The sequence below is a fragment of the Vibrio aquaticus genome (genome assembly GCF_003970385.1).
GTDB classification, from domain to species: Bacteria; Pseudomonadota; Gammaproteobacteria; order Enterobacterales; family Vibrionaceae; genus Vibrio; species Vibrio aquaticus.
In genome coordinates this window covers 42,372-56,555 of record NZ_RXZH01000014.1, presented here as the reverse complement: position 1 = coordinate 56,555, position 14,184 = coordinate 42,372, and the positions used below count along the sequence as shown (strand labels likewise).

Below are 14,184 nucleotides of genomic sequence, written 5' to 3'. Positions count from 1 at the left end.
TGACTGTGCCAAATAACCCCTCTCTATAAAGAAAGTAATTATTTGTATTGGTCACTCAGTTCATTGAAATCTTTGTGCTTATCGAAATAAGCTTTGGATTATCATCAACGAGTGCCCACACAGATTGATAGGTCTATATTTTTAAAGAGCTTTTTCTAGCGAACGTTGCGTTGAATGCCTCGCTGCTAGGGGTGCGTATCTTACGCTTCCCGATTTGAGAGTCAAGCATTTTTTCAAACTTTCTTTTCTCTCGTTTCAACACGGTGTGTGATGTTCGTCTCACTCCGTGTCGATGGAGCGGCATTATAGGGAGGTCTGAGAGGATGACAAGTGTTTTTTTGAAATTAATTTCTGTTTGCTCAAAAAGAAATCAAATCATTAAAAATAGAATAAAATTTCAACATTTGAGTCATGTCACACCAATACGTTGGAAAAACAACAACCATATACGTAATATCTCTGTGTCTATTTTGTTAACAGTAGACACTCTATTTTTCGTAAACTAATAGTTGTATTCCGATATGAATTCAAACAAATCGACGTTAATGATTGTCGCCTTAGCAGTTTTAGGTGGAATCATCTTTTCGCAAGTAGCGATATCTCCGGCTCTAAGCTTTGTATTGGGTGTTTTGGCTTCCGCTTTTATTCTTAAACTTTCAAGCACCAGTGTTGAACAAGAATCAGCAACCGACCCTTCAACAAACACATTGTATGTAGGTAACCTTCCATATAAGGCAAACGAGTCTCACGTCAAAGAACTTTTCGCTAAACATGGTGAAGTCTTTGCGGTGCGTTTAATGAAAGACAAACGCACAGGTAAAAGAAGAGGCTTTGGCTTTGTAGTAATGGCGGCATCTGATGCTCAAAACGCCATCGATGCTTTAAATGAACAAGATTATATGCAGCGAACTCTAAAAGTACGTATTGCTAATGATCCTAAATCGCAATCGGATAATGTTGAACAGAACTAAACCCGAGATGATTTAGCGCTTTATTCAACGCTCCCTCTTTCCATGGGGGAGCTGTTGAGAAAATCTCTCTTGTACCGACCTCTCTTTCTTCTTTCTCTATTCTTAATAGATCTTCTACTCTTCGAGCAATTGCTTCCCCTGAGTCAACTAATAAGACTCTATCGCTTAGCACGATCTGTATTTCATCTTTAATTAGCGGAAAGTGAGTGCACCCAAGCACTGCAACGTCAATTTTATTCTCTATGGGTAAAAGTATTTTCTTAAGCTCGTCCAAATCAACGCTTTTGCCTCTTAACTTCTCTTCAGCGATATCCACCAAGCGTGTCGACCCCAAAAGCTCGACAGGTTTGCTTTGGGAAAAGTCTCTGATCAGTTCGTGAGTATAAGGTCGAGTGATGGTTGCCGGAGTCGCAATTAGGCCAACAGCTTTATTAGCCAAATTTGAAGCAGGCTTAATGGCGGGTACAACCCCAACCACTGGAATGGTTAATTTAGCGCGTAATGTTGGCAGAACAATAGTACTTGCCGTATTACAAGCAATCACTACTAGGTCGATGTTGTACTTTTCAACAAGGGAAGTGACTAGGTTATCAACGCGAGCGATCAATGTATCGTGGTCAAGCTCACCATAAGGGTAAGCCTCATTATCAAAAATATAGAGGTACTCAAGTTGCGGTAACTTATTGTGGATTTCTTTATAAACAGATAAACCGCCAACACCAGAATCAAAGATAAGGATTTTTGCTTGTTGATTTGACACTTGAGTCACTCATTCTATATCGACCCGGCAATGATACTCGCTAGTGACTATTTGGCAATCTCTTCGCTACGTAACGTTGATGACTAAAACGTTCCCCATATTCAATGTGGGTTAGTTCAAGCTTGATGCTCCCTGAGTAGCTTCTGGTTTCGGTGACTAAGGTATGGAACTCGCCATCTTCACCACAAGGGTCAACCCCTTCAGGCAGGCGGTCTAAAAACTCTTGGCTATACCACTGACCACAATAGTCCGATGAGATTTGTGTGCCGTCCGTCGTAACCACCAGCGTTTTGATACCACGTTGGAGGATCTCTTGGGCTAATGATTCACTCTCTTCGCCAAGCAATGGAAATACACACTCCCAGCCTGCGGGTTCTATATAGCTACGGCGATATGCTTCGATACCATTGCAGAACATATCTCCGAATGCGACGGCTTCTATATTGAGATCACTTTCTTTCAAAGCTTTCACAATCGTGGATTGGTATATATCGTTCGGTGGGAACGATTCTGGCATTTCAATTTTGAAGATAGGAAGCCCCAGCAACTCAGCCTGAATATCGAGAACTTCTATTGGCGTTGCTTGAAATGGGACTTCGTCTTTTACATAGGTAGTATAGAGGCCAACAACTTGGTAATCGTCGCTATCGATTAATCTTTCTAGAGTGAGGGTCGAGTCTTTGCCGCTCGACCAACTAATAATGACGTTCTTTTTCATAACTTGTTTCTATAGATAAGAAAAAACCGCCCGAAGGCGGTTTAGAGTAATTAGAAATGGTAAGCACCGGTTAGCATTACTTTACGACCATCCCCTGGGTAGTAAGCTCCCCAGTTGTTTGCGCTTGCCGCATACTTTTCATCAAACGCATTATCAACACGCAAACTTGCTGACCAAGTGTCTTGAGTAAAGTTGATTGCAATGTTGCTCAACCAGTATGCTGGTAATTTATCTAGACTATTTGACGTATCACCATCTTTATATCTAGTACCAGTGTAAACGCCTTCAACAAAAAGCTGCCAATCGTAGCTAATGTCATAAGTTGCAAATGCTCGACCAGTATTACGAGCTACCCAAGGGAGCTGTTTACCTTTGTTGTCACCGCTAGAGAACTCCGCATCGATGAGACTATATTCCACGCCAAGTAGCAGCTCTTCAAGTGCGTAAAAATCACCGCTTACGCTAACCCCATTTCTTTCCGACTCATCAGCGTTAACATTCGCACCAGAGAAAAAACCACCAACTGGCGTAGGCGCACTACTATCAAAGACAATCTCATCTTCTAGCTGTAAGTTAAATACATCAACTTTTACACTATAAGCCGTCTCAAAAAGTCCCCAACCCGCTTCGATTGATTTACCGGTTTGAGGTTTAAGGCCCATAACACCCGGGGATGTGTAAGCTTGCTCATCAATTTTAGCAAATCTAAAGTTCGTCTCTCCCCTTAGGTAGACTCGTTGAGATTCGTTAATTTTGTAGTTAAGGCCTAATTCATAGGCATCTTGAGATTCTGATAGTTTCTCTGTTCCTGGGTAGATAGCGCTATCGAACAGTTTGTCTTCTACAGCACTGTATCGTGCACCTGTTGTCAGGGTCAGTTTATCAATCAATGGATAATTAATTTGCCCATAGACGCTATAATTATTTTGCTCATTCGCTCGGTCTGTTGAAGAAGACTTGTATGAATGGTCTCTGTCTGCGCCTTCAAGGCCTAAAAGGATATTGCCTTGACCCAAGTCGTTCGAAAATTGATTTTCTACTTTAACCGAACCAAATAGCTGCTTGCTCTTACTGGTTGTCGCACTGCCCCAAGCTAAGCCTGATCCCGACGTATTGTCATAGATCACATCAGTCCCAATAACCCAATCACTATTTAGATTACGCTTATACCCTGCACGTAAGGCTTTGGTGATATCGTGAGAGTAATCAGTAGGGTTCGGAGAACCGGCTTGCGTCGGATCTTCTTTAAACTGTTCCTCGGTTAGAGAGCCAGCATATTCGCGATTATTATCGTAGTAACTTGCTTCCGCGAAAAACTCCGTCTCGTCCTGTTCGTAGTTGAGACGACCTAACAACACACCCGTTTCACGCTTATTGTGTTCACGGTAGTTATCGCTGTTATCTTGGCTTGCGCTAAAGAAAACATTCCACTGGTCATTTAGCTGCTTTGAAACATCAACGCTACCCGCAACAGAATCAAAACTCCCCACGCTGATTGACGCATTACCACCATCTTGACGACCACCTTTAGTAATGATGTTAATTACACCACCTACCGCTTGATCACCATAAAGTACACCTGCACTACCAGATAACACTTCTACACGTTCAATTTGAGAAACCAGAATAGAGCTTAACTGAGGGGCTGATAAGTCCTGCTTATTCAAACGGCGACCATCAACTAAGATTAAAGTGTTATGCGCACCTTGCTCCCCAGTAAAGCCTCGTAAAGAAAAAGAAGGGCCGCTATTTGTATCTGATACTTGAATACCGGCACGGGCGCGCAGTAAACCCTCTATGCTTTTTGCTCCACTTGCAGCAATATCATCAGAACTAATTACAGTTACATTCGCCGGAATATCTTCAATCGAGTTATTGAAATCACTTCTGGCTAAAACCACCATAGTCTCATCTGCTGAGACTTCTTGTGCATAAGAATAAGAGGCGTGTGAAAGTAACGATGCCACTGTCATCGCTAAAATAGATCGGTTCATTTTTATAATCCTAAATCGCGTAAGTCCTACTGAGCATGGAGCGCCTTGCTTCCAGTGTGTTTGCTCAGCTGCTGGCAGGTCTTCGGACTTAAGAGCGTGGTTAACCGCCTACTTACTCGACTTCCCGCACTATGCTAAGTGCAGTGTCTATGAGTGTTCGTTCTCTTTTACCGCTGCGCGTCAGTTCTGGATTTGCACCAGATTCCCTATTCAGCCATCTATACTTCTAGATGACACCAGCTTGGCGATGATGGTATTAACCAAACTGTTGTTTGTCTAGCCAATATTGCAGATTTATATCATTTAGATACATTTCATCGCACTCACAACTGCGTCTTTACACACTATCTTTAACACATAACAGGACAATACTGGACATAGCGCTGAGATTGAATAAAATCTGCGCTCTCAAATTAAAACCACCTTCCGCAGGTACAAAACCCCAAAGGTAATAATCATGGCGACTCTTGATGTAAACCCGCAAACCTACCAAGAACAATTGGCTGATAAAGTCGATCGTCTTAACGAAATGTTCGCATCTTACAATGTACCTGAGTTGGAAGTATTTGAATCTCCAGAGCAGCACTACCGCATGCGCGCAGAATTTCGTGTTTGGCATGAAGGTGAAGACCTTTACTACATCATGTTTAATCAAGAAACGCGTGAAAAATACCGTGTTGACCAATTCCCAGCGGCGAGCCGCCTAATCAACGATTTAATGCCGCTACTTATCGATGCAATGAAAGACAATGATTCACTGCGCCGTAAGCTATTCCAAGTAGATTTCCTTTCTACGCTAAGCGGGGAGATTTTAGTCTCACTGCTTTACCATCGTCAGCTTGATGATACGTGGACAGAAAACGCGAAAGCCCTGAAGCAGCGCCTGAACGATGAAGGTTTTAACCTAAACATCATTGGTCGTGCTCGTAAGATGAAGATTGTTCTAGATCGCGATTACGTGATTGAAAAGCTGGACGTGAACGGTAAGCCATACATCTACCAACAAGTAGAAAACAGTTTTACTCAGCCAAACGGTAAAGTGGCAGAGAAGATGCTTGAGTGGGCAGTGGACTGTACTCAAGAAAGTACGGGTGATTTGTTAGAGCTGTACTGTGGTAACGGCAACTTCTCGCTTGCACTGGCACAAAACTTTGACCGCGTTCTAGCGACGGAACTTGCAAAACCGTCTGTTGTTTCTGCGCAGTACAACATCGCGGCAAACAAGATTGATAACGTACAGATCCTACGTTTATCTGCAGAAGAGTTTACCGAAGCTATCGAAGGCAAGCGTGAATTCCGCCGCCTAAAAGATGCCGGTGTTGATCTTCAGAGCTACAACTGTAATACCATCTTCGTTGATCCACCGCGCGCAGGTATGGATATTGATACTTGTAAGATGGTCCAAGGCTATGAGCGCATCATGTACATCTCTTGTAACCCTGACACACTAAAAGAGAACCTCGATGTGCTTTGCGAAACACATAACGTGACACGCTTTGCTCTATTTGATCAGTTCCCTTACACCCACCACATGGAAGCGGGTGTGTTGCTAGAGCGAAAAGCATAATTTCCCTTAGCCTAAGACATAAAAAAACGAGCCAAGTGGCTCGTTTTTTATTGAGTCTGATTTGAATCGATTAGGATTCTGCTTTTTCTGACGCCGGTGTCAAAAAGCCAAGTTTCTTTGCTACCCACAGTAGCAAACCTAGCGTCACAAAAATCGCCAGCATGTTAGAGCCTGCATCTGGGTATTGCGCCTTAACAAATGCTGAGTGACCAAAAGCACCAACGAAGAAACACGCAAGGCCGACAAGCGGAATATCTTCTGATACTGGGTTACTTAAGTATTCTTGGTAAAGAGCTTGTACTGATAGAACAAGCGCAATCAGTGGAAAAATAGAGAAAGAAACTTCGCTCATCGTCATCCAAGACAACATAGCGTCACCACACATACCTGCGATCAGCGCAAGTACTAAGGTTTTTTTCTCTGAACCACGATTAACTTGGTTTGTTTCGTTCGACATTAATCTATCCCACCTTTTAATCGGTTACGTTCACGTTCTTTGCGATACCAGAAAGCCCCTTTGGCTATCATTCGCAATTGCATTATTAGACGTTCAGCAAGTTCATCTCGCTCAGGTCCATCCAAGTCTAGCGCTTCTGCGCCAGAGCTAAAAACTAGAGTGACGGAAGCTTCCGCTTGGGTAAACGCTTCGTCACGAGTCATACCTGTACTGATCAGGTATTCGGTCATTTCGGCTACAAAGTGCTGCATTTCTCGTGCAACGGCAGTACGGAAATCAAAGGAAGTCCCAGAGCGCTCACGTAATAATAGTCGGAATACGTTTGGGCTACTTTCGATAAACTCCATAAACGTTTCAACCGAAGTACGAATCACGCTGCCCTCTTTCACAATGCGTTGGCGAGCCTGACGCATTAATTGGCGCAGCAATAAACCGCCTTCATCGACCATGGTCAAACCCAGCTCATCCATATCCTTGAAATGACGATAAAATGAGGTAGGAGCAATGCCTGCTTCACGTGCAACTTCACGTAGACTTAGGTTGGAGAAGCTTCGATCGGCACTGAGTTGACTGAACGCAGCATCAATTAAAGAACGTCGTGTTTTCTCTTTCTGCTGTGCTCGGATTCCCATGGATTTCATATTCGTTTTCTACTTCGTACTGCGATGGTCATTAATATACAACGATTGACTTAAGGAGATAACCCAAAATCTCTCGCTTTGACGATCGAGTGGCAATTAAACCGAGTTCCGTTGATTTTTCAATCTTTTCCCCCTCAATTAGAGACATACGACATACCCTTTAATCTATTTGCTTGATTCTACGTGATCCCACCGACTCTCTAGTGTGCTTTTAGTGTACGAGCCCTACGAATCAGTTAAAATCTCGCTACAGCAATGTTAAGACAATATAACAAGGAAGAAGCTATGGTGGAGAGTAACCACTTTGATGTAATCGTTATTGGTAGTGGCCCCGGTGGTGAAGGGGCAGCGATGGGATTAACCAAAGCAGGGCTTAATGTCGCCATTGTCGAAAAAGAAAGCAGTGTCGGTGGTGGTTGTACTCACTGGGGGACTATTCCTTCAAAAGCACTTCGCCATGCTGTCAGCCGAATTATTGAGTTCAACAACAACCCACTGTTTTGCCATAACAACACTAGCCTGCATTCCACGTTTTCTAATATCTTAGGCCACGCTAAATCAGTGATCGATAAGCAGACTCGCTTACGCCAAGGCTTCTATGATCGCAACCAGTGTTCACTGATTTTTGGTACCGCTCGTTTTATTGATAAGTACACCATTGCCGTTATGCAGAGCGATGGTACAGAAGAGACATACAGCGCCGATCGGTTTGTGATTGCCACCGGCTCTCGTCCATATCAACCAGAGGGTGTTGATTTTACTCATGAACGTATCTACGACAGCGACTCAATCTTAAGTCTTAAGCACGATCCTCGTCATATCATTATCTATGGTGCCGGCGTGATTGGTTGTGAATATGCGTCTATCTTCCGTGGTTTAGGGGTAAAAACAGACCTCATCAACACTCGTGACCGTCTATTGGCCTTCTTAGATAACGAAGTGTCAGACGCGCTTTCCTACCACTTCTGGAACAGCGGTGTCGTCATTCGTAACGATGAAACGTTTGAAAAAATTGAAGGCACAGAAGATGGGGTGATTGTTCACCTAGAGTCGGGCAAGAAGATGCGAGCAGACTGCATTCTTTACGCCAACGGACGTACCGGTAACACAGATAAACTGAACCTTTCTGCCGTGGGTCTAGAGGCTGACTCGCGCGGCCAATTAAAGGTCGATGGCAACTACCAAACAGAAATTGAGCATGTTTACGCAGTGGGTGATGTGATTGGTTACCCTAGCCTTGCCAGTGCTGCATATGACCAAGGTCGATTTGTCGCGCAAGCCATCAACAAAGGTCAGGCTGATGGTCATCTGATTGAAGATATTCCAACCGGTATTTATACCATTCCTGAAATCAGCTCAGTAGGTAAAACGGAGCAGGAACTGACCGCCGCTAAAGTGCCTTACGAAGTAGGTCGCTCTTCATTTAAACACCTTGCTCGCGCACAGATTGCGGGCAAAGACATCGGCAGCTTGAAGATTCTATTCCACCGCGAAACCAAAGAGATTTTAGGTATTCACTGTTTCGGTGAACGTGCCGCTGAGATCATTCACATCGGCCAGGCGATCATGGAGCAGAAAGGCGAAGCGAATACCATCGAGTACTTCGTCAACACGACATTCAACTACCCAACGATGGCTGAAGCTTACCGCGTAGCTGCATTGAACGGGTTGAATCGCTTATTTTAAGATTCTGAATCTCTCCGATCTAAAAAAGCCGCACTTCCATCGAAGTGCGGCTTTTCTATTTGTACTCTCAGTCGCGCTTATTGATTTAAGTAAGCGGCATGAAACTCCAAATGCTCACCGATAAAGCTAGAAATGAAGTAGTAGCTGTGGTCATAGCCTGGTTGGATACGCACTTCCACATCGGAATCATGTGCTTTCGCCGCTGCCTGCAATGCTTCTGGTTTTAACTGCTCAACCAAGAAGTTATCAGCATCGCCTTGGTCAACCAAGATAGGTAGCTTAGCTTGCGCCTGTTTCAGCAACTCGCTTGCGTCATACTGCTTCCAAGTTTCAAAGTCACTGCCAAGGTAAGCTTGGAACGCTTTTTGTCCCCATGGTGCTTGCATCGGATTGCTGATTGGGCTGAACGCAGAAATAGAACGGTAGCTATCTGCATTCTTTAAACCAATCGTTAATGCGCCATGACCACCCATGCTGTGACCAGAAATCGACTTAATGCTCGATACAGGGAAGTTCGCCTCAATCAATGCCGGTAACTCTTGTGTCACGTAGTCATACATGTGGTAATGCTGAGACCAAGGAGCTTGAGTCGCATTGAGATAAAAACCTGCACCCTGACCCAGATCGTAGCCTTCATCATCAGCCACCTCGTCACCACGCGGGCTGGTATCAGGCGCAACAATGGCAATACCTAACTCAGCAGCACGTTGGAACGCCCCAGCTTTCTGCATGAAATTTTCATCGGTACAGGTTAAACCTGACAGCCAATAAAGAACGGGCACAGGGCTTGATTTTGATACGTTTGGCGGTAGGAATATCGCAAAGCGCATATCGCAATTCAGCGTTGAAGAACGGTGAGTATATTGCTTATGCCAACCACCAGCGACTTTGGCTTGGCTAATATTTTCGATAGTCATTAGTTATTCTCCATAAGGCTGACGGTTTCATTTCTTAAAACATTCACTTTATTAAAAGCACTTGGCTTAAAGCTCTTAATAAAAGGAATGTCACCACCTCCCGGGCGAAAGGTGGCGAACATTGTGTCTGAGTCAACAGACGGTCTCTTATCAATAGGACAGTTTATTAATCAGAGACCTAAGTGAATTACTTATCCATGTGTAGAACAGTACGGATAGACTCACCTTTGTGCATTAGTTCAAATGCTTCATTTACGTCATCAAGACCCATTGTGTGAGTGATGAACTCTTGAAGGCCAAATTCGCCTTCCATGTAACGGTCAACGATACCAGGTAGTTCAGTGCGGCCTTTTACGCCACCGAATGCGCTACCGCGCCATACACGACCAGTAACAAGCTGGAATGGACGAGTTGAGATCTCTTGACCTGCACCCGCAACACCGATGATGATTGATTCACCCCAGCCTTTGTGACAACACTCTAGAGCTTGACGCATTACGTTTACGTTACCGATACACTCGAATGAGTAATCAACACCGCCATCTGTCATCTCAACGATCACTTCTTGGATAGGCTTGTCGAATTTCATTGGGTTAATGCAGTCTGTCGCACCAAGCTGTTTCGCAAGTTCAAATTTGCTTTCATTGATATCAACGCCAATGATTTTGCTTGCGCCAGCCATACGAGCACCAATGATTGCAGAAAGACCGATACCACCTAGGCCGAATACCGCAACAGTGTCGCCTTTTTCAACTTTCGCCGTGTTTAGTACCGCACCCATACCGGTTGTTACACCACAGCCAAGAAGACAGACTTCTTCTAGCGGTGCTTCTTTGCTTACTTTCGCCAGTGAGATTTCTGGAAGCACTGTGTACTCAGAGAACGTTGAACAACCCATGTAGTGGAAGATTGGCTCACCGTTGATAGAGAAACGGCTTGTACCATCTGGCATTAGGCCTTTACCTTGAGTTTCACGCACTGCCTGACAAAGGTTTGTTTTGCCAGATTTACAGAACTTACACTCGCCACATTCAGCTGTGTAAAGTGGGATAACGTGGTCGCCGACTTCAACGCTTGTTACGCCTTCGCCAACCATTTCAACAATACCGCCACCTTCGTGACCAAGGATTGAAGGGAAGATACCTTCTGGATCGTCACCTGACAGTGTAAATGCGTCAGTATGACAAACGCCCGTTGCAACGATGCGGACTAGAACTTCACCCGCTTTCGGAAGTTGTACATCAACTTCTTCGCGCTTAAGTGGTTCGCCCGCTGCCCATGCAACCATTGCTTTTGATTTAATATGAGTTTGACCAGGTTTCAGTTCTAGTGCCATTGGATTTTCCTTCAATAAGGGAGTTAAGAGGACGCAGTAAGCGTAGTAGAGCTTTTTTCTTATTGCTGCGTCGTTTTGTTGGTGCCCATTTTAGTCATTTGCTCAGATTTGATAATCCCATCATTTTGAAAATAATTATTACAAATAGGTAATAATAAAAGTAAGCCCAAAACTCAGATACAAGAAACCGAGCACATAGGCTCGGTTTGATGGTTGGCTTAACCCGATAGCGATTCAGGCAAGGAACTCCCCTCGTTTCCACTGCCTCGCGAAAACGATAGCCAGTGTCACACCTCGCGTAGCCATAAAGCTGAGCATGGCCAACCACAGCGCATGATTTCCCCAGCCCGCCGATAAATAAAATATCGCGAAGAAACTACAAGTGGATAAGAACATACTGTTACGCATCTCTTTGCCTTTTGTCGCGCCAACGAAAATACCATCAAGAAGAAAACACCACATTGATACTAGCGGCATGGCGACTAACCAAGGTAAGTAGGTTAACGCTATTGCATGGACACGATCGATGTCGGTGATCAAACCGATCAACGCCGATCCCGCCAAACCAAACATCAAGGTGAGCCCGAGACAAATCACCAAGCTCCAGAAAAACGTCCCGATAAGAGACTGATTGAGTTGGTTGCGATCTTTCGCCCCTATTGCCTTACCGACCATTGCTTCCATGGCATAAGCAAAACCATCCATGCCATAAGAAATCATCATCAAGAAGCTCATCAATACCGCATTGGCCGCCACAATCTCATCACCAAAGCTTGCCCCTTGGAATGTCATGAAGGTAAAGGTGGCTTGCAAGCAGAGCGAACGTAAAAAGATATCTCGATTAAGCTTTACGAATCGGCTGAGCCCTTGCGTGGTCTGTTTAATCAGGCCCAGAACAGCAGGCAAATTGTCTTGATGCCACTTTCGCCATACACACCATAAGCCAAAGCTCATCCCCGTATAATCAGCTATAACGGAAGCGAGCGCCGCACCTTCCACTTTCCAGCCAAAACCAATCACGAACAACACATCCAAGGCGATATTGGTAACGTTGGAAATGATCACCATCCACATTGGGGCTTTGGCGTTCTGAGTGCCTAATAGCCAACCTAAAAGAACAAAGTTTGCCAATGCCGCCGGCGCACTCCACGCCCGAATAGAGAAGTATTGCTCGCCATAGTGTTTGACTTGCTCACTGGCATCACTAAAGCCAAAGACCCAATTGGCAATCGCTTGGTGGAACAAAAGAAAAAGGGCTGCGAACCCAAACGCCATCGCCATACCTTGGGTGAACACTAGGCCTAGCTGCTGTTTGTCACTCGCACCATAAGATTGTGCTGCCAAACCCGTTGTCGACATCCGTAAGAAACCAAGCAACCAAAAGGTTACACTGATCATGGTGCTGCCCAGTGCCACCCCACCTAAATACCAGGCGTGATCGAGATGGCCAATAACAGCCGCGTCCACCAGCCCAAGTAAAGGGACAGTGATATTGGAGAGCACCATAGGGATCGCGAGCAGTAGCACTTGTTTGTGCATGTCACGATTGGAGAGAGTTTGAAGTATTTGCACGTTGTCACTCTAAAGAAATTCGAGTGACAAGTGTAACGGGATCACCAGCGAAGCTGAACCACCACGGGTGTTAATCGCTGCTTCAAGAAATGAATTTTGTTAAGTAGGCGCTGCCATAATTTCCATCGGCCACAATTCTGCTCTAAAGGTTGATAGGCTTTAACCCAACGAGCCCAAGGTAAATAGCCTAGCATCGCCGCCCCCGGATCACTGTAGCCGTGACGATAGATGTCTGAACCCAGTTTCTGACCTAAAGCGGAATCGGTAAGATCACCGGCTAACACAATACAAGCTCGGGCAGAATCAAAGTGACACCCTAACGCCTGAACAAACTTTGCGACCTGCTGCTCTTTACAATCAAGCAGCGCATGCTCACAGACAATCATTACTGGCGTTTTTTCTGGGATAGGCAGTTGAGCTAGCCACTCAAGATTATCGACGCTGCCGCAGACATGATGATAACGCTCGCTACGGTGGAACAGCTTTTGGCGCCATAGAAGGTTTTCGGTCACATCAAGTTCAAGCCAATGACAACGGCCATTATCGACTCGGTAAAAACGGGTATCGAGGCCAGCCCCAACATTGACGATCCAGCCATCAGGGTTACGCTTGATAAAGTCGGTTACGTGCAGATCGCACAATTGGGTAAGTGTGGCGTGGAGGAGTTGCTTTTGATCAATGTCGCCCGAAAAACATTCCGGCGCTAATTGGCAACGTTGGCAAGCACGAGCAGCAATAGGATCATAAACTAAGCCGTTATCAACCAAGCTTTCACGGCTACGAAACCACAATGGCTTGAGCAAGTTACTGGGGATTTGGTAACGGTGTTGTGTGGATGTCTGCTTGGTGGCCATTATCATCTTCCTTCTGTAGCCAGAAAGTAGATGATAATGAATATCAATTGCAAAATCAACAGATGAGAATAAATCTCAAGAAGACTTACATCCAGTCAGTATTACGGATGATACCTACCGCCAGACCTTCAATCGCTAGGTGTTGGCTAGTTAGGTCAACTTTAATCGGCTCGAACTCTTCATTTTCAGCATGAAGTAGAACTGTTGAGCCTTTACGCTCTAAGCGTTTAACCGTCACATCATCATCAACACGAGCGACAACAACCTGGCCATCACGCACGTCTTGAGTTTTGTGTACTGCCAGTAAATCGCCGTCCATAATACCGATGTCTTTCATACTCTCGCCATTTACGCGCAGTAGGAAATCCGCTTGAGGCTTAAACATGCCTGGATCGACTTGATAATGGGTCTCTACATGCTCTTGAGCAAGAATAGGTTCACCCGCCGCAACCTGACCAATCAGAGGTAGACCGTCATCATTGGCTGCATCTTCAAGTAGAATGCGAATACCTCGAGAGGCACCCGGAATAATTTCAATCGCTTGTTTGCGAGCAAGGGCTTTCAAATGCTCTTCCGCTGCATTAGCGGAGCGGAAGCCAAGTTCACGTGCGATTTCAGCACGAGTTGGTGGCATACCGGTTGTATCAATTTTGTCTTTGATTAAGTCAAAAACTTGTTGTTGGCGGGGCGTTAACGGCTTCATAAGTCACC

At 44.9% G+C, this 14,184-nt stretch carries 13 protein-coding genes and 1 riboswitch; of the genes, 3 read left to right on the top strand and 10 right to left on the bottom strand.

Annotated features, from left to right (window positions below; translation table 11 throughout):
• Window positions 1-521: 521 nt before the first annotated feature.
• The gene (locus EJ063_RS19075) at window positions 522-971 is read left to right on the top strand and encodes an RNA recognition motif domain-containing protein (protein ID WP_126575889.1); all 450 of its coding nucleotides are present in this window, start codon (window positions 522-524) and stop codon (window positions 969-971) included.
• Here the strand turns inward: EJ063_RS19075 and murI are convergent.
• Genes murI through EJ063_RS19060 form a run of 3 tightly spaced genes read right to left on the bottom strand, consistent with a single transcriptional unit; the run spans window position 937 to window position 4,443 of the window.
• Window positions 937-1,731 (bottom strand): glutamate racemase, encoded by a 795-nt coding sequence (gene murI / locus EJ063_RS19070; RefSeq protein WP_126575888.1) that lies wholly within the window; start codon window positions 1,729-1,731, stop codon window positions 937-939. The two genes, EJ063_RS19075 and murI, sit on opposite strands and share 35 nt — an antisense overlap.
• Before the next feature lie 40 nt (window positions 1,732-1,771).
• A complete protein-coding gene (locus EJ063_RS19065) occupies window positions 1,772-2,449 on the bottom strand; it encodes a Dph6-related ATP pyrophosphatase (RefSeq protein ID WP_126575887.1) in 678 nt (225 codons plus the stop codon).
• A 50-nt stretch (window positions 2,450-2,499) separates the two neighbouring features.
• Window positions 2,500-4,443: a TonB-dependent receptor gene (locus EJ063_RS19060; protein ID WP_126575886.1), complete on the bottom strand. Its 1,944-nt coding sequence runs from the start codon at window positions 4,441-4,443 to the stop codon at window positions 2,500-2,502.
• 56 nt (window positions 4,444-4,499) lie between these two features.
• Window positions 4,500-4,699, bottom strand: a riboswitch (cobalamin riboswitch).
• Between the two features lie 201 nt (window positions 4,700-4,900).
• Between EJ063_RS19060 and trmA the strand changes: the two genes are divergently transcribed.
• A complete protein-coding gene (gene trmA, locus EJ063_RS19055; RefSeq protein ID WP_126575885.1) occupies window positions 4,901-6,010 on the top strand; it encodes a tRNA (uridine(54)-C5)-methyltransferase TrmA in 1,110 nt (369 codons plus the stop codon).
• A gap of 70 nt (window positions 6,011-6,080) precedes the next feature.
• Here the strand turns inward: trmA and EJ063_RS19050 are convergent, their stop codons facing one another.
• Complete coding sequence (locus tag EJ063_RS19050; RefSeq protein WP_126575884.1) at window positions 6,081-6,467, bottom strand: YijD family membrane protein; 387 nt, start codon at window positions 6,465-6,467, stop codon at window positions 6,081-6,083.
• On the bottom strand, window positions 6,467-7,108 hold the full coding sequence (gene fabR, locus EJ063_RS19045; RefSeq protein ID WP_126575883.1) for an HTH-type transcriptional repressor FabR: 642 nt from the start codon (window positions 7,106-7,108) through the stop codon (window positions 6,467-6,469). The genes EJ063_RS19050 and fabR overlap by 1 nt, the downstream gene beginning before the upstream one ends.
• Before the next feature lie 255 nt (window positions 7,109-7,363).
• On the opposite strand from fabR, the gene sthA reads away from it, so the two are divergent.
• The gene (gene sthA / locus EJ063_RS19040; RefSeq protein WP_126575882.1) at window positions 7,364-8,794 is read left to right on the top strand and encodes a Si-specific NAD(P)(+) transhydrogenase; all 1,431 of its coding nucleotides are present in this window, start codon (window positions 7,364-7,366) and stop codon (window positions 8,792-8,794) included.
• Between the two features lie 77 nt (window positions 8,795-8,871).
• Here the strand turns inward: sthA and fghA are convergent, their stop codons facing one another.
• The 5 genes from fghA to lexA form a co-directional block, all read right to left on the bottom strand.
• On the bottom strand, window positions 8,872-9,711 hold the full coding sequence (gene fghA, locus EJ063_RS19035) for an S-formylglutathione hydrolase (protein WP_126575881.1): 840 nt from the start codon (window positions 9,709-9,711) through the stop codon (window positions 8,872-8,874).
• Window positions 9,712-9,898: 187 nt separating this feature from the next.
• Window positions 9,899-11,047: an S-(hydroxymethyl)glutathione dehydrogenase/class III alcohol dehydrogenase gene (locus EJ063_RS19030; protein WP_126575880.1), complete on the bottom strand. Its 1,149-nt coding sequence runs from the start codon at window positions 11,045-11,047 to the stop codon at window positions 9,899-9,901.
• Between the two features lie 234 nt (window positions 11,048-11,281).
• A complete protein-coding gene (gene dinF / locus EJ063_RS19025; RefSeq protein ID WP_208640379.1) occupies window positions 11,282-12,586 on the bottom strand; it encodes an MATE family efflux transporter DinF in 1,305 nt (434 codons plus the stop codon).
• Between the two features lie 74 nt (window positions 12,587-12,660).
• Complete coding sequence (locus EJ063_RS19020; protein WP_439333297.1) at window positions 12,661-13,479, bottom strand: class I SAM-dependent methyltransferase; 819 nt, start codon at window positions 13,477-13,479, stop codon at window positions 12,661-12,663.
• A 79-nt stretch (window positions 13,480-13,558) separates the two neighbouring features.
• Window positions 13,559-14,176, bottom strand: a complete 618-nt coding sequence (gene lexA, locus EJ063_RS19015) for a transcriptional repressor LexA (protein WP_126575877.1) — start codon at window positions 14,174-14,176, stop codon at window positions 13,559-13,561.
• Window positions 14,177-14,184 lie beyond the last annotated feature (8 nt).